General features: G+C 35.3%; 14 protein-coding genes. 4 read left to right on the top strand and 10 right to left on the bottom strand.

Annotation, left to right across the window (positions count from 1 at the left end):
- The first annotated feature begins 278 nt into the window (after window positions 1-278).
- The 3 genes from LV89_RS13435 (at window position 279) to LV89_RS13425 (ending at window position 4,434) form a co-directional block, all read left to right on the top strand.
- A complete protein-coding gene (locus tag LV89_RS13435; protein ID WP_109743420.1) occupies window positions 279-821 on the top strand; it encodes a YfiT family bacillithiol transferase in 543 nt (180 codons plus the stop codon).
- A gap of 79 nt (window positions 822-900) precedes the next feature.
- Window positions 901-1,992, top strand: a complete 1,092-nt coding sequence (locus LV89_RS13430) for a DUF6089 family protein (protein ID WP_146199159.1) — start codon at window positions 901-903, stop codon at window positions 1,990-1,992.
- 183 nt (window positions 1,993-2,175) lie between these two features.
- On the top strand, window positions 2,176-4,434 hold the full coding sequence (locus LV89_RS13425; RefSeq protein ID WP_109743418.1) for a RelA/SpoT family protein: 2,259 nt from the start codon (window positions 2,176-2,178) through the stop codon (window positions 4,432-4,434).
- A 98-nt stretch (window positions 4,435-4,532) separates the two neighbouring features.
- Here the strand turns inward: LV89_RS13425 and LV89_RS13420 are convergent, their stop codons facing one another.
- Window positions 4,533-4,874: a VOC family protein gene (locus LV89_RS13420; RefSeq protein WP_109743417.1), complete on the bottom strand. Its 342-nt coding sequence runs from the start codon at window positions 4,872-4,874 to the stop codon at window positions 4,533-4,535.
- A gap of 267 nt (window positions 4,875-5,141) precedes the next feature.
- On the opposite strand from LV89_RS13420, the gene LV89_RS13415 reads away from it, so the two are divergent.
- Window positions 5,142-5,624, top strand: coding sequence for a Fur family transcriptional regulator (locus LV89_RS13415; protein WP_109743416.1), 483 nt, complete (start codon window positions 5,142-5,144; stop codon window positions 5,622-5,624).
- 245 nt (window positions 5,625-5,869) lie between these two features.
- Here the strand turns inward: LV89_RS13415 and tpiA are convergent, their stop codons facing one another.
- The 9 genes from tpiA to LV89_RS13370 form a co-directional block, all read right to left on the bottom strand.
- Window positions 5,870-6,631: a triose-phosphate isomerase gene (gene tpiA / locus LV89_RS13410; protein WP_109743415.1), complete on the bottom strand. Its 762-nt coding sequence runs from the start codon at window positions 6,629-6,631 to the stop codon at window positions 5,870-5,872.
- A gap of 172 nt (window positions 6,632-6,803) precedes the next feature.
- Complete coding sequence (locus LV89_RS13405) at window positions 6,804-8,219, bottom strand: tetratricopeptide repeat protein (protein WP_109743414.1); 1,416 nt, start codon at window positions 8,217-8,219, stop codon at window positions 6,804-6,806.
- Between the two features lie 81 nt (window positions 8,220-8,300).
- Window positions 8,301-8,624 carry a hypothetical protein gene (locus tag LV89_RS13400; RefSeq protein WP_109743413.1) on the bottom strand — a complete coding sequence of 108 codons (324 nt, stop codon included), beginning with the start codon at window positions 8,622-8,624 and terminating at the stop codon, window positions 8,301-8,303.
- 359 nt (window positions 8,625-8,983) lie between these two features.
- Entirely contained in the window at window positions 8,984-9,796 is an 813-nt protein-coding gene (locus LV89_RS13395) for an enoyl-ACP reductase FabI (protein WP_109743412.1), read from the bottom strand.
- A 166-nt stretch (window positions 9,797-9,962) separates the two neighbouring features.
- Window positions 9,963-10,994 (bottom strand): DUF4097 family beta strand repeat-containing protein, encoded by a 1,032-nt coding sequence (locus tag LV89_RS13390; protein ID WP_109743411.1) that lies wholly within the window; start codon window positions 10,992-10,994, stop codon window positions 9,963-9,965.
- An 84-nt stretch (window positions 10,995-11,078) separates the two neighbouring features.
- Entirely contained in the window at window positions 11,079-11,738 is a 660-nt protein-coding gene (locus LV89_RS13385) for an ABC transporter ATP-binding protein (RefSeq protein WP_109743410.1), read from the bottom strand.
- Window positions 11,739-11,936: 198 nt separating this feature from the next.
- Window positions 11,937-12,914 carry a GSCFA domain-containing protein gene (locus tag LV89_RS13380; RefSeq protein WP_109743409.1) on the bottom strand — a complete coding sequence of 326 codons (978 nt, stop codon included), beginning with the start codon at window positions 12,912-12,914 and terminating at the stop codon, window positions 11,937-11,939.
- A 113-nt stretch (window positions 12,915-13,027) separates the two neighbouring features.
- Window positions 13,028-13,891 carry a DUF4249 domain-containing protein gene (locus tag LV89_RS13375; RefSeq protein ID WP_109743408.1) on the bottom strand — a complete coding sequence of 288 codons (864 nt, stop codon included), beginning with the start codon at window positions 13,889-13,891 and terminating at the stop codon, window positions 13,028-13,030.
- A gap of 84 nt (window positions 13,892-13,975) precedes the next feature.
- A complete protein-coding gene (locus LV89_RS13370) occupies window positions 13,976-16,786 on the bottom strand; it encodes a TonB-dependent receptor (RefSeq protein WP_109743407.1) in 2,811 nt (936 codons plus the stop codon).
- Between the last annotated feature and the right edge of the window lie 248 nt (window positions 16,787-17,034).

Below are 17,034 nucleotides of genomic sequence, written 5' to 3'. Positions count from 1 at the left end.
TTTTGAGGATACAATTTTTTCTTAAAAACATTCAAAAACAACGTGTGTTTTGTAGTATTATTTTAATAAAAAGTATAATTGTGTAGAAAAGTCGTTTTTTGTTTCTTTTAACATGGAATAAATTGTAAAAATAATCTCAGGGTTATTTATGAGCATATTTACTCAAAACAAATTCAGAATATTAAGTCTATTTTTGATATATATTAAATTGTATTAAATTAAGAATTGAAAAATAGTAAATTGAAGCATTTATAAGTATTAAAATTGAAAAATAAGCCATGCAAGAACTAACATTAGAGCAATTACGCTACCCAATCGGGACATTCAAAAAACCAGAAATTATCACCAATGAAATATTAAAACAATGGATTGCTGATATTGAAGCTCTGCCAGTATTGTTAAGCAAAGCCGTAGAAGGTTTGACGGAAGAACAATTATTGCTACCATATCGTCCAGATGGTTGGACGGTTCGTCAGACGGTTAACCACGTAGCGGATTCTCATGCCAATGCTTTTATTCGCTTTAAATTAGCTCTGACTGAAAACACGCCAACTATTAAACCCTATGAAGAACATCTTTGGGCAGAATTAGAAGATGGTAAAAATGCCCCAATCGAGTGGTCTTTAACGATGCTGGATGTATTACATAAACGTTGGGTGATGTTATTAAAATCAATGACTGACGCACAATTTGAATGTCAATTTATGCACCCCGAAACCAAACATTTGAATGCCTTACGCACTGTAACAGGAATGTATTCGTGGCATGGAAAACATCATACCGCTCATATTACAGAGTTGCGTAAACGAATGGGAATCTAAAATATTTTTGCCGATTACTCATTGAAAAACATAAATCCTAACCACAATACGTTATAAATAAGAACCCATAAAAATAGTAATGAAAAAATACATAAACCATAAACACATAAAAGAGAAAAGGCGGCGTTTGTTGCCGTTATTCTTTGTGATGTTTTGTTTTCTCTACAATCCTTGTTTTTCACAATCGTTTTTTTCTAAGTTATTTAATAGCGACGGAACAAAACGAAAAAGTTTATATGAACCTCATTCGGATATTTCATTTGGGATAGGTACATCAACTTATTATGGCGACCTTGCCCCTTATAATCGTCCAATACAATCAACCATCCAAAATATAAGATGGAATGTTGCCTTTGCATATACTCGTCATTTTAGTCCACATTTTAGTGGTCGATTAGGCTTGACATGGGCAAGAATTGCTGGTGATGATAATAAATTTGAAGGCATCGCAGGACTTGAACAGTTATATATGCGTAATGCCCATTTTAGAAATGATGTGAAAGAATTGTCATTTTCGGGCATTTATAATATTATTGCAGAGTCACGCAGTTATCGTAATCGTCCGCAAATAATTCCTTATCTATTTACTGGAATAGCCGTTTTTCATCATAATCCTGTGGCAAAAGCACCAGCAGATTATGCAGGTACGGAAGCATATCCAGGTGAATGGGTAAGTTTGCAACCGCTCAATACTGAAGGTCAGGGATTGACAGGTTATACCGACCAACCATACAATTTAGTAAACGTAAGTATTCCGTTTGGGGCAGGTGTTAGATATAAAATTAATAGAAATGTTGATTTAGGATTTGAGGTTGGCGTGAGATATACTTTTTCAGACTATCTTGATGATGTAGGTGGGTATTTTGCAAAATCTTCAGACTTATTAACTATTAGCAGTTTAGCGGCAGCAATGGGACATCGTGAAAATGAGTTGATTGCAGCCTATTCGGGTAAAAATCGTGAGGCATTTATTCGTAATTATTATGGTACAAGAGTCAATCCTGCTTATAATGACCCAACTCTAACACCTGTGAATACTTTTCCTGAATTGGACGGAACAATTGGTGGCGTAAGAAATAGTTCTTCAAAACTCAACGATATGTATTTATTAACGAGTTTTAAAATTATTTATCATATTGCCCCAAGTATAAAATGTCCTGTTATTAAATAGAATATCCTTCGAATCAATGATTTTAGGAGTCTCTTTAATTAAGCACTTGATTCTAAGCGTTTTGTTGAAGGTTTCTAAAATCATTGATTTTTTACGCATTTCTTTCCTTTAAAAAACTCAATTCTAATTTGTCATTGTGCTTGGTTTCTATTAATTTAGTTTAATCACCATTTATAATATGCAATGTCAAAAACCGTGGAACCCGTAGCAATTGATTTAGAACAGGAAAGAAAGGAAATCCTCAAACGGTACAGAAAATTACTTCATACCGCTCGTCCATATCTTCAGGATGATGATGCCAAATTAATAAAGAAAGCCTTTTTGATGTCAGCTGATGCCCATAAAGAAATGAGGCGGAAATCTGGCGAACCCTATATTTACCATCCCATTGCCGTCGCTCAAATTTGCGTGGAGGAAATCGGTTTGGGTGCTACTTCTATTATGTGTGCCTTATTGCATGATGTGGTAGAAGATACAGAAATCGAATTGAGTGAAATTGAAGGTTATTTTGGGAAAAATGTTGCTAAAATTATTGACGGACTCACCAAAATTTCTGGGGTTTTTGACTATGGAAGTTCGCAACAAGCAGAGAATTTCCGTAAAATGCTCTTGACGCTTTCTGATGACATTCGAGTGATTTTGATTAAACTCGCCGACCGTCTTCACAATATGCGGACGTTGGGCAGTATGGCAAGAGATAAACAACTCAAAATCGCTTCTGAAACGTTTTATTTGTATGCTCCATTAGCTCACCGTTTGGGTCTTCATGCTATCAAATCTGAATTAGAAGATTTGTGTTTGAAATACACCGAACCTGAAGCATACAAAGACATTGCTCGAAAATTAAAGGAAACGAAAACTTCTCGTGAAGGATTTATTCAAAACTTTATTCGTCCAATAGAAAAAGATTTGAATGAAATGGGATTTAAACACGTTGTGAAAGGTCGTCCAAAATCCATTTATTCGATTTACAATAAACTCAAAAAGAATAATACGCCTTTCGAGGAAATTTATGACCTTTTTGCCGTAAGAGTTATTTTGAATGTACCAGCTGAACAGGAAAAAGCGGCTTGTTGGGCGGTTTATTCAATGGTGACTGACCATTATAAGCCCAATCCTGACCGTCTGAAAGACTGGATTTCTAATCCAAAATCAAACGGTTATGAGTCCTTGCACACAACTGTAATGAGTTCTGGAAAGCGTGGACGTTGGGTAGAAGTTCAGATTCGGAGTACACGAATGGACGAAATTGCCGAGAAAGGTTTTGCCGCTCACTGGAAATACAAAGGTAATGATACCCGAACCAACACCGCTTTCGAGTCGTGGTTGAGTCAAATTAGAGAAGCTTTAGATAATTCTGACAAAACACAATCTGCCGTTGATTTGGTGGACGATATTCGCAGTAGTTTATACAACGAAGAGGTTTTTGTTTATACGCCAAAAGGTAAATTAGTGGTTCTGAAAGACGGAGCAACCGCTTTAGATTTTGCTTTTGAAATTCATACCGAAGTAGGAGCAAGGTGTATCGGAGCAAAGGTAAATAACCGTTTAGTACCCTTGAGCCATAAACTCAAAACGGGTGATATTATTGAATGTATGACTTCGCCAAAGCAAAAACCGTCGGAAGATTGGTTGCAGTTTGTGGTAACTACCAAAGCGAAGTCACGTATCAAAGATTATATCAAAGAAGCCAATAAGTCACACGTCATTATGGGGCGTGATATGGTTGAACATCGCTTAAAAGTGCTTGGCATTACGCCATTGACTTTAGAAGTTACCAATCAGTTAAGAGCTTATTTTAATGCCAAAGATTCTAACGATTTATTCTATCGCTTTGGCAAAGGATATTTGCAATTAGATGAGTTAAAACGTTGGAAATCAGACCGAGAAGCACACGAACGTAAGCAAGAAGCAAAGGCAATTAAAGAGCCTTTGATGGATACCAAAAGTGTTACAAAGGAACTCAAAAAACTGCATGGAGATAAGAAAAATGCAGATGGAATCTTGATTGGCGAAGACATGGATAAGGTAGATTATACCTTAGCAAAATGTTGTAACCCGATTGCAGGTGATGATGTTTTTGGTTTCGTAACAATCAATGAAGGTATCAAAATTCACAGAACGGCTTGTCCAAACGCTACCGAATTATTGTCTCGTCACGGAGATAGAGTTATTAAAGCCTTCTGGACGAGTCAGGTGCAAATGTCATTTGTGGCTCATTTGGTTATTCGTGGAACAGACCGTATGGGCTTAATGAGTGATGTTACACGGGTTATTTCGCAAGAATTAAAAGTAAATATTCAGAACCTTTCAATTGGTGTAAAAGAGGGTATTTTTGAAGGTAAAATAGCTTTAATGGTAAGCGATACCAGTCATTTAGAAACGCTCGTTAATTCACTTGAACAAGTAGAAGGTGTTATTGAAGTAGAAAGAGAAGGATAGTGATTTGATGTTCGTTTTTCGGAACTTGATGTTGGGTAATTGTCTGACATCAAGTTCCGAAAAACGAACTTCGACTATTTATAAAACTCTCCAAAATGCTATAAAATTCCAGATGGGTCGTGTAAAAAACATTCCCGTCCCCACTCATAATTTTGGATGGGCGTTATTCTTACATCTTCGTATTTATCCACTAATTTTAAAGCTGAAATTTCCTCCCAATAACGAGCAACATCGTCAACTTCCAAGAAAATCATAGAGTTATCAATCCAATCTTTAACATAAGCGTCTTGTAAGTAAAAGCCCAAATCCTCTGTTTTGAAATAAGACATATTATGTCCTAAAATCACTTCTTCAAAGCCTAAATCCCGATAGAAATTTCGTGAAATCTCAAAGTTTTTAGCACCAATAAATGGTCTGATTGATACAGCTTTATGTTTCATATTGATTGTTTTATGGTTTCTCTTTTTACAAATCTACCTTTTCTTATACTAATTTAAAAATAGACAACTTTCTAAATATTCTTCTCAATATTTACTTCCAATAGCATTTTACGTATGTCTTGATGCCAAACAACGAACTCGAAAAATGATTTGATTGTTGTATTTCAAGTAAATAATTTCTCTATGTATTAAAAAATGATTTAATTTGTAATACAAAATAGAATTAGTCCAAATTAGTGATGAGTCGGGCTAACATTACCACAAAGAATGCAATCAAATTCAGATTCTGTTAAAAAAATATTTACGGCGTATCTTGAGAATAAAGGACTTCGTAAAACCCCCGAACGCTTTGCTATTTTGGAGGAAATATATTCACGTGATGACCACTTTGATGTTGAGGAATTATATATTTCAATGAAAAATAAGAAATATCAAGTCTCACGTGCAACGGTCTATAATACGCTTGATGTATTGGTTGAGTGTGATTTGGTAACGAAGCATCAATTTGGACGTAATCAGGCTCAGTATGAAAAATCATACGGTCGTCGTCAGCATGACCATTTAATTTGTACCGATTGTCATCATGTTACTGAATTTTGCGACCCACGTGTACAAGGTATTCAAAATATGGTAGGAGAGATGCTCCAATTTAATGTGATGCACCATTCATTGATTTTTTATGGTTCATGTACCAAAACGGATTGTGAACACAAAAAAGCGATGTTGGCTGAACAAAGAGAAGTTGCTTAGAAAAGTAGGCATACGGTCAAAGAAAACGAAACTATAAACTATTTAGACCACAGATTGAACTGATTTTACGGATTTACACTGGGACGCAGTCAGATAAAATCAGCGAAAATCTGTTAAATCAGTATAATCAGTGGTCTATTGTTTGTCTTGTGACAAACCCTTTATCATTCAAAAAAAATAACTGTAATGATTTTCATTACAGTTATTTTTTTTGAATTTACTTTACAGACTAAAGTCTGTGTTACTTAGAATGATTTTGCGATGTTTGTAAACTCACGAGATTTCAATGAAGCTCCACCGATAAGTCCACCGTCAACATCTGGACAAGCAAAAAGTTCTTCTGCATTTTTCTCATTACAACTTCCACCGTATAAAATAGAAGTATTATCTGCCACTTCTTGACCGTATTTTCCAGCGATATGACCTCTCAAATAAGCGTGCATATCTTGTGCTTGTTGAGAAGAAGCCGTCAAACCTGTACCGATTGCCCAGATTGGTTCGTAAGCAATAACTACTTTACCAAATTCTTCAGCAGAAAGATGGAAAAGACTATCTGTTAATTGAGAAGCTACGAATTCAAGGAAACCTTCTGCTTGACGTTGTTCTAATGTTTCACCACAACAGAAAATAGGCGTTAAACCATTTTCTAAAACGATGTTTACTTTTTCAGCCAAAACTTCGTTGCTTTCGTTGAAATATTGACGACGCTCAGAGTGTCCCAAAATAACGTGAGTTGCTCCGATTGACTTCAACATAGAAGCTGAAATTTCACCAGTATAAGCACCAGAAGCTTTATTTGAACAGTTTTGAGCAGCGATACCCATGTTGGCAACTGCTTCTGTATGTTTTTGTAAAGTTGTTAAATACAAAGCAGGAGGTGCAATAATCACCTGAACGTCAGTATTTACTTCGTCCTTAACCATGTGAACCACTTCAGAAGCTAAAATCAAGGCTTCTTCCATTGATTTATTCATTTTCCAGTTTCCTGCAACAATTTTCTTTCTCATTATTTTTTGGTTTTATTTATGCAAAATTATGAATGTCAATCTTTAATTCCGAATCTATCTTGAAAAATTCGATAACTGATGTAGTTGTTAAAAAGTAAAAGCCTTGTAGAAGTGATTTCCACAAGGCTTTTCAATATTTCGAACATCGATTTACAATTATCGAGCATCGAAATTACAATTCTTTTTTCACTGCGTAATCGTCAGAAATAATTTTGAAGATATATCCCGAAATCCACGCTACGTCACCACCTTTGATGAAGTAAAAACGTTTCTGAACACCATCACGAGCGTATTCTTTCATTACTGTTTCTAAGATTGTTGCTCCCGCAATAATATCTTGGTTGTTGTACAATTTAGTGGTAATCAATTTTACGTCTTCTTCCGCAATTTGTTTTACGATTGGGTCAGCAATTTTACCATAATCAGGGTTGATTAATTCTTCGTAATTTGACACTGCCATTTGACGGAATTTTTTTACATCATCTAAAGAAACTTCTACTGGACGACCAATAATTGCGGCACGTTCTGGGTGTAATAATGTGTTCATTACAAAAGCGATACCGCCCAATAAATACACATTTTTACGGTTTTTCAAGCCAACACGACGGTTCATTTCGATAGCCATTTCTTCACGAACAGCTACAATTTCGTTATCAACCCCTGCGATATAACCTTTGATGTCAGCATCTGGATATTTTGTTTTTACAATTTTACCGAATGCTTTTGTACCATAAGGAAAGTTAACTGCTTCAAATTTTGAACGGTTCAATAAATAGCCACCTTTTACGTTACCACCGCCAATATCCATGATTGATGATGATAAGTGCAATTCTGGAACAATCATTGCCAATGCACCGTATTTTGCTTCATCTTCAAACGAAACTACGTCCACTTTCAAATTTGGATTTCTTGTAGCTTCTTTAATAGCAGCTACCAATTCAGCTTCTTTTCCCGGAGCTTTATCAGTTGCTTGTTTTAAACCACTACTCATAACTACAAAAAGACGGTCAGACACAACTGAGTTTTTTACGGTTGCCGTGTCAATTAAATCTCTAACCGCAGCAGCCGTTTCTTTGATTGATGCAGCCGATAATGCACTTGGTTCAGTGTTGATAGACATACTTTTTCTCAAGTTGTACGTCAATCCTTTTTTAGGAGAAACCGAAACACCGATGATACTTAATTTTACGCCTTTTGAGCCAATATCGATACCTGCAAAAAGTTCTTCAGAATCTTTTAAACCTGCCATCAATTGCATAAGAGCTTTTTCACTCATTGCCATTTTAAGCGAACGATAAATGTCAATGGCTTTGCTGAAATTACGAGATGCTTCAAGTATATTTTCTTGGTCACGATACAAAAAACCTAAGTTCTCATAAGCCGCAGCTTCCCAATATTTGTCTTTATTTCTTACAATATTTAGGGCTTTATTAAGGTATTCTTCGGCTTGGTCATATTGTTTTACTTCACGTAAAGTATTACCAGCTTTGATATATTTGAGGGCTGAATTGAAGTCTGAGGTAGTCTGAGCGAAGCCTGAAGCCCACACACACATTCCTAAAATAAGGGTGAGGATTAATTTTCTCATGATTTGGGTTAATAAGGAATAATTTAATTTGAAAAAGTATAATTGATTTTAAACAATAAAAACTAAACCAGTAAAATAGGTTTAACGATTATTTGTTTTTTGATACAGCGGCGAGTTTGTGTTGGCTGGGTCTATATCGCTAAGCGTGTCTTTTCGGATGGCATTGGGTTTGCGTCCTTTGGTTTTCGCTTTTCCTTTTTTAACAGGTTTTGCTTTTGTTTTCGCAGAGGTTGGTTGTTGAGCGACTGAAAAATTAGTTGCCCCAACTTCCGAAAAAGGACTCAACGAAAAAAATAAAAAAACTGCTAAAATTACCGAGAATAGTGGAAATACAGATGTGTGGTGTGTTTTTTTACAAACAGTTAAGTAAGCAAAAAAAGATTCTTTTTCAGTGACGGGTTTCATTTTATTAAGATTATTAGCGATTAAATACTTGATTAACAGATACTTGTTTTGTTACGAAAGTACTTATTGTACTTTTGATAAGCAAAGAATGTTCCAAAGTTTTAAAAAAAAATGATATGAATCATTCGTAGGAGTAAAAAGGTGGTATTTTTTACTTAGAAATAGAGGGAATATTATCTGAAAATATAGATAATTGTAGAATACTATTACAAAAATATTAGATTGTTTTATAAAATCAATTTAATATTTGCAACTGACTATCAATCAATTTTTACTTGAGTGTTTACCAATCGATATATAAAAAGGGAAGATTTCACAAGATGAAAATCTTCCCTTTTTATATATTAAATATTGAAATTCTATTGACCCATTTTATTAACGATTTCTTCTGAAATACCAACACCGCTAAATCCTCCGTCATGGAAAAGATTTTGCATTGTTACTTTCTTCGTTAAATCAGAGAATAAGGTAATTACGTAGTCAGCACATTCGTCAGCAGAAGCATTTCCTAAAGGAGACATTTGTTCTGCGTATTCATAAAAGGCATTGAAACCAGAAATACCCGTTCCTGCCGAAGTTTTAGTTGGCGACTGAGAAACGGTATTTACTCTTGTGCCGTTTTTCTTGCCATATACATAACCATAAGAGCGAGCGATAGACTCTAACATCGCTTTTGCTTGTGCCATATCTGTATAGTCAGGGAATGAACGTTGAGCGGCAATATATGATAAAGCTACTACCGAACCATTGTTGTTGATTGCGTCCATTTTATCCGCAACTTGTAACATTTTGTGGAATGAAAGAGCCGAAACATCTAAGGATTTCAAAAACCATTCATAGTTCAAATCACCGTAAGGACGGTTTTTACGGATATTTGTACTCATTCCGATTGAATGCAATACGAAGTCAATTTTACCTCCAAGAGCCTCCATCGAACCTTCATAAAGTTTCTCTAAATCTTCCACAGAAGTTGCATCAGCAGGAATAATTTTTGCTTCACATTCTTCTGCTAATTTATTGATTTCGCCCATACGCATCGCTAATGGTGCGTTTGTGAGCGTAATGATAGCACCTTCTTCTTTGGCACGTTGAGCCACTTTCCAAGCGATTGAGTTAGCATCTAATGCTCCTGAGATAATACCTCTTTTTCCTTTTAAAAGACCGTATGACATTTTGATTTGGGATTTTTAATTTCTGATTTGGGATTTTAAAAGTCTCCCAAAATTAGATTTGTATATTCTTTTGTGTTACAAAAGTACATAGATTTTATAAGAAATAACAAAAAAGTCGCTTGCTGAAAATCAACGAGCGACTATTACTTAACCAAAACTAAATTAATTATAAAGGCTTCACGGTAAGGTTGCCAGAACTCACTTTGAAGTTTACGGGAATACCACCACCGTTGAGTGTCCCTCTGACGGTATTGTTTTGAGTATTTCCTTCAAAATGGTTTAATGAACTTACATTTATTTTGTTAGCTGCCCAGTCTAAAGTTGCACCTTTATCCATTGGCATTCTTACGTTCATACTTCCTGATGATACGCTTAAATTTAGAGATTTACCTAATTCTAAAATTTCAGCATCAATGCTTCCTGCACTTGTTGCGGCGTCTAAAGTTCCACGAATTTCACGAAGTACAATTGAACCGCCTGATGTTTTTACGATAGACTCGCCTCTTAATTCGGTGGCTTTGATACTTCCACCTGAGGTAATGGCACTTGTTTTTCCTCTTAAATTATCTAAAGAAATACTTCCTCCTGATGTTTTCAGGTCGATTATTCCGTCTAAATCCGTAGCAGAAATACTACCGCCAGAAGTAATAAGGTCAATATCTCCTGTACAATTTGTGGCAGAAATACTCCCGCCAGAAGTTTTTAAGTCTATTTTATTTTTACAATTTGTTACCGAAATACTCCCACCAGAAGTTTTACCAACAGCGTTTCCAGCAATATCTTTTACGCTGATACTTCCACCGCTGGTACTTAAATCAGTTGTGACATTTTCTGGAACGAATGCTTTGAAGGCTATGCTAAGTGATTTTTTGCCCCAATTATTGGTTTTGTTTTTTGAAAAAGCTACTAACGTATTTCCATCTTGAGAAACCGTCAATTCATAGTTTTGTAAACGTTCTTCCAGTTCTTCTTTGCTGATTTCATCATTCCAATTATTGCCACGAACATATACTTCTATTCTTGCTTCCGTATCGTTTGAACCTGTAACAGTTAAGCTACCGCCCGAAGTGGTCATTTTTAAATTTTTAATGGCATTTGCAGAGAAAGTCTTTGTCATGTAAGGTTTATCTCCATTTTTTTGAGCCATTACCGCAAAAGTTGCCAATAGGATTGTGAGGATTGTGTTGAGCGTTTTCATATTGTTGAAGGTTTTATTGATAAAATCTGAAATCTATTTAGACAGATGCTTTTGTTGATTAGATAGTTGCATCACTGATAAAATTTAGGCTAATCGACCATCTAATAAATTCACGATTCTACTTCCGTAAGTGGCATTTTTTTCTGAATGCGTCACTTGCACAATGGTTACGCCTTCTTGATTTAAGGTTTGAAATAACTCCATGATTTCTTCGCCTTGTTTTGAGTTGAGGTTTCCTGTGGGTTCATCTGCCAAAATCAAATCTGGTTTGGTAATAATGGCACGGGCAATGCCAACTAATTGTTGTTGCCCACCCGAAAGTTGATTAGGGAAAAGGTCTTTTTTACCTACAATATTAAAACGGTCTAAAACGTCAGCCACCATTGCTTTTCGTTCCGAAGAACCAAAACCATGATACAATAAAGGTGTTTCGATATTTTCATAAACCGTTAATTCATCAATTAAATGATACGCTTGAAAAACAAATCCGATGTGTTTTTTATAAAGTTCAGCTCTTTGTTTTTCCTTGATATTGAGTACGCTATTGCCTAAAAAAAGATATTCGCCTTCGTTTGGGTCGTCCATCATGCCCATCACGTGTAGGAGTGTGGACTTGCCCGAACCCGACGGCCCCATGATAGAAACAAATTCACCTTTTTGAATTTCGAGACTCACATCACGCAAGACGAAGGCACGATTTGCACCTGAGTTGTACCAACGGAAAATGTTTTTGAGTTGTAGCATCGTTTAGAAAAATTGAAGAATCTCAATATTTGAAGTAATATGATACTTCAAATATTGTAAAGATTGTGCCAATAAGTTAATTGTTTGATTTTGAGTTGCTTGAAGAGTAGAAAGGTGTTGAAAACTGTTCGTTTTTGATACAGTTCTGTTCGATATTGATGTAGTACGGACAGCCTTGTCCGTAGTTTGAAATTTGTTTTAGAATCTTGACAAGGCTGTTTGCACATCATAAATTTCTTCATCAACACGTACTCTTTTCGACATTTTTATTAAATCTTCCAATAAATTCTTCAAAAATTTCTGATGACTTTCTGACTTTTCATTGAATGGACGATGATTGATAGCACGGCGAATTTGTTGCCATTCTCCGATAAAAGATTTTAAATTTTCGTCGAAATATGTTTCTGCAAATTTCTCAAAAATGTATTGCTCTGCCACTTCGTTGGGGTGAATCAAATCGGGCTTATAAAAACGATAATCACGCAAATCGTCCATCATTATTTCGTAAGATGGAAAATACGTAATGTCTTCATAGTCAGTAGTTAAGTAATGACAAGCAGCTCTAAGAATTGACTTTGAAAGTTGATTTTCAGGAACACCATCTTTCGTATGTCTTACGGGAGAAACCGTTAGAATAACTTTTAAATCTGGATTTACCTCTTTCAATTCTTTGTATAAAATGGCAAAGGATTTACAAATATCTTTTACGCTCAATAAGTTTTTTTCAAACAAATTATTGGGCATTTTATGGCAGTTGGAGATGTATGTTTGAGGATTGAGCAGTTTGTAAATAAACGCCGTTCCGAAGGTAATAATTAAATGCGTAGTAGTTGATAGGAGCGTGTTAATAGCATAAATAGTCTGATTAACCTGCTCTTGTAAATTCTCTTTTGAATTGCTCACAAACTGAGAATGAAAATCATAGTTGAACCATAGTTTTTGATTTTCCACAAATAATCTTTCGTCGGCTTCACGATAGGAGGGAGAAAGAATTTTAAAAATAGAAAGTGGATTGAAAAGTGTTCCAAACGGGTTTACTAAAACATCTAATTTGTTCTCTCTTAATTGTCCACCCACTACATCGGCAAAGCATGAACCCAACGTTAGCATTTGCGAATCAAGCGAAATTTGATGTTTTGATACTGGTATTTGGAAGGTTGTTCTGAAATTTTGCATGGTATTTTTTGTAATAACTTAGCTACTTTCAAGCATATTTGATTATGGTCAGAAACAAAAAAAGGGATAAAAGAAATGTCATTTCCTTTTATCCCCTTCTGTATTTCTGTTTTTTATCTTTCCTTTACTAAAAATGATAAAGTATCAGCATTTACACCTGTAAAAATACCAAGTCCATTGGTGATGGTGGTTGGTGGCGTACTGATATTTTGAGAAGTCGTCCCAGAGGTATTATAAAGTGCGGCATAATCTGGATTTACCTTTAAAACCACAATATTATATCTACCAAAATATTGAAATTCTTGAGAACGCAAACGAGTTGCTGTTCCTTGTACGGGTTGGCTTCTAAAACGACGATTAAAATCTGAAACGGTTGTAGAACTTGAAGTTGGCAAAGTAACCACCAAATCAAGATTTGGCTCAATATTGTCTGCAACTACAAAGTGGTATTCGTTATTTGGGTTCGTCCAAGATAAATTAACGTCAACATTATCATCTAAATTTCTTCCAAAACCTCCCGTCGTCGTAATTACTTGGCGTGTTCTCACGATTGATTTTACGTCAGAAGCTATTCCCACAGGTTTAGTAGGAATAATGGTACTTGCAGAAACGTTTTTGCCATTATAATCGAATGATAAATTATACGTTACCCCAACTTTTAGTTTCACGTTGCTCTCTGAAACGTACAAAGTATCTTGGAAAGGTTTCAAAGCATAAGATGTTCCGTCTGAGCCTGTAACCTTGATAGATAAACCTGCAATAAATGTCTCTTTGTTAGTTAAGTCTTCGCTATACGCAATTTCTTTTTTTACTTTTAAGGTTATGGGCTTATTTGGAATTAAATATGCTTCAACAATTGCTTTTGCTCCTCCCGGAATAGAAGTTGATACTTCTTCACAAGCACTTAAAAGCCCCACTGCCAACGCACAAATAAACGTTGAGGCAATGAGTTTTATATATTTTGAATTTGATTTCATATTTAGTATTTCAATGAGTTATGCTTGGTTTTTGAATTTAGAATAAAATCCCGTAAACCAATTCAGATTTATTCTAAAGATAAACTATCTAAATTTATACGTGAATGTAATATTTGGTGTAAATCCAAGATAGTTAACATCTGTAATTGACAAATAACGCTCGTTTGTGGTGGCATCAGTTACAGTTTGGTATTTTTTGTACCAAACATTGGTACGACCATAAAGATTGTAAATTGATAACCCGATTGTACCATGCGAATAATTATAGTTAGCCGATACATCTAAACGGTGCGAATCTGGTAAACGGTTTCCGTTGGTAATTGATGGGTCTGTAAAATCTTTTGTTGAACCATCTAATAATTTCACGGTATAACCTCCAACGATAGATGTATAAGGTTTACCTGTTGCAAAAATCCAAGTAGCTCCTAAATCCCAACGACCTAATTTGTAAATATTGACAGACTTAAATTCGTGTCTTACATCAAAATTTGAAGGGAATGGGTCTGATGAAAATTGAGTAATTACTTTGTCAGACTGAGCTAAAGTATAACCAACCCAACCTGTATAATCTCCAAATTTCTTCTGAACCAAAAAGTCAATACCTTTTACTTTTCCTGTACCATTAAAGAAGGTTTCGCTTGCTAATAAACCACGACCAATTTGCGGAGCAAAACGAAGTGTATAACGAGTATCGTTTTGAATATCTTTATAATAACCTTCTACGTCAAAAAGGTAGTCGTTCAATTCATAACTAAATCCAAAGATATAATGCGTTGAAGTAGTCACTGGTAAATAAGAATTATTGGCTAATACCCAGAAATTACGGCTACCATTTGTGATGTCTTCACGTTCAACTTGTTTCGCAAATTGATTATAAATACCCCATGCACCTTTGAATTTTAAACGGTCGTTAACGGCATAAGAGGCAGATAAACGTGGTTCAAAATAGGTTTTTGAAGTAGGAGTAAAATATGACATTCTTAAACCACCTTTTAAGGCTAAGTTTCCTAATTTCAATTCATCTTGAATGTATGCCGCAATTAGATTTCCTCTGTCTCTCTTACCAATAATTTCAAGAGTATCGTTTTGGCTATAAGAATAATCAATCGCTAATTTGTTGGCTTGAATACCAAACAGAACGCTATTGGTTGGAGAAGTTTTATATTCTACATCAAATTTTGCTGAGAAGTCGGTCAAGTTATTCGATTCTAACGCTCCGAATTTTACAGTACGAGTTTCAGTAGCAGTAGTAAAAGTTGAAGAATTTGTGTTATCTCTGTTACTAAAGAAGTTTGAATAACTTACCAGTGCATTGGTGTAAAATTTATCGCTCCAACGTTTCGACCATTTCAAACTTGACCCTGTGTTTCCCCATTTAGAAAGGTCAGTATTGCTAAATCCACCTGTTCCACCAAATGGAGACGTAATACTTTGAGAGTTATCCAAAACGTCGTCACCATTATAAAAGCTCAATGCAATATTTTCGTTTTCGGAAGGCTTGAAAGTTAATTTTCCATTCAAATCATAAAAATATGAGCTGGCAGTTTGTGAATTAGTTGTTTGACGACGGAAACCAATTCCTCCTGTTTGTGCCGTTGAATTATTGAAAGTATCAAAGATTTTGTTGTAAAGAGGTCCAGCCCATGAGCGTCTACCAGCAACCGAGAAAGTCAATCTTTTATCTTTATTAACAGGCCCTTCTGCCCAAATATTAGCACTCATTAGGGTGATGTCACCACCAAAATTTCTTTCACGTTTGTTACCGTCTTTACTCGTAATTTCTACTACGGAAGAAATACGTCCGCCAAACTTAGCATCAAAACCACCTTTGTAAAGTTGAACGTCTTTGATTGGGTTTGAGTTGAAAGCTGAGAAGAAACCATATAAGTGGTCAACGTAATAAACCGTAAAACCATCATAAAGAACCAAGTTTTGGTCAGGCGTACCACCACGCACATATAAACCAGATGAAGACTGATTAGCAGCACTAACTCCTGGCATTAATTGGAATGAACGGAAAATATCTTTTTCTCCAACATTTGGCAATTTAGCGATATTTCGAGGCGTCATTTTAAACATACCGATTGTTTCAGCTGCTTTTAAAACTTCTGTTTTTTCGCCTTTAACTACCACTTCGTCCAACTCTGAATTATCAGGTTCCATTTCAATAGTTACACCATTGATAGGGGCATCAGGCACAAGTTTGATAGTTGTGGTAATGTATCCAATGTAGCTCAAAACTAACGTAGTTGTATCTGTTGGCACCTTCAATAACGTAAAATATCCATCTACGTTACCTTGCGTTCCAGATTTGTTACTTCTGATTGAGATATTAACAAAAGGGAGAGGTTCTGAAGTACGTGTATCAATAATACGCCCTGTAAAAGTAAAGTTGTATTTTGTCGGAGATTTTACAACTTGTCTGTTATTGATAACCGCAATTTTAGGGCGTTCCGTTTGGATAGGAGCAACACCTGTTGATGGTGTATTTGGCACAGTTGGAGCTGCAATGGCTGGTACATCACTTGCATTTCCTCCATAATACGTACCACTGTTGTAGCTACTTTTTACGTAAACTTTCTGTGACTTTGGAATGATGTTTACCACTTGGTTATCATCTACATAGAATTTTAGTCCAGAGCCTTTCAAAAGCCCTTTCATTCCTATTTCCAACGACATATTATCAAACCAATAACTTGCATAAACTCCTTTAAGAATGCTTGGTTCGTATTTGAATTTAGCTCCTGTTTTAGCTTCTAAATCCCCTAAAATTTCAACCAACTGTCGATTGTTATAAAATTCATCTTTGATGGTAATTCCCGTAGATGTTGTCACCTGCGAGAATCCTTGCAATGAGCATATAAGAAAGGTGGCTAATAGAAAAAGTTTTTTCATTTACTTGTTTTTTAAAAAGAATACAAAGTTAGGGCAATCTTATCAAGAAATTGCCATTTGCTTATGTAATACTGAACTGGAGAAAGGTTTTCTACTAATAATACACCGAATTTTGGGTAAATATTGTGAAGAAGTAACGTTAAAATTTGTTAAATAGTAATTATAGAGTTTACAAAACATAAAGCCGTTCTGTGATTTAGTGCTATTGCCAGCCACTAACCCCTAAATTATTGACGATTGCTTTGATT

The organism is Arcicella aurantiaca (genome assembly GCF_003148625.1).
Classification (GTDB): Bacteria; Bacteroidota; Bacteroidia; order Cytophagales; family Spirosomataceae; genus Arcicella; species Arcicella aurantiaca.
This window is presented reverse-complemented; position numbering and strand designations above follow the sequence as displayed.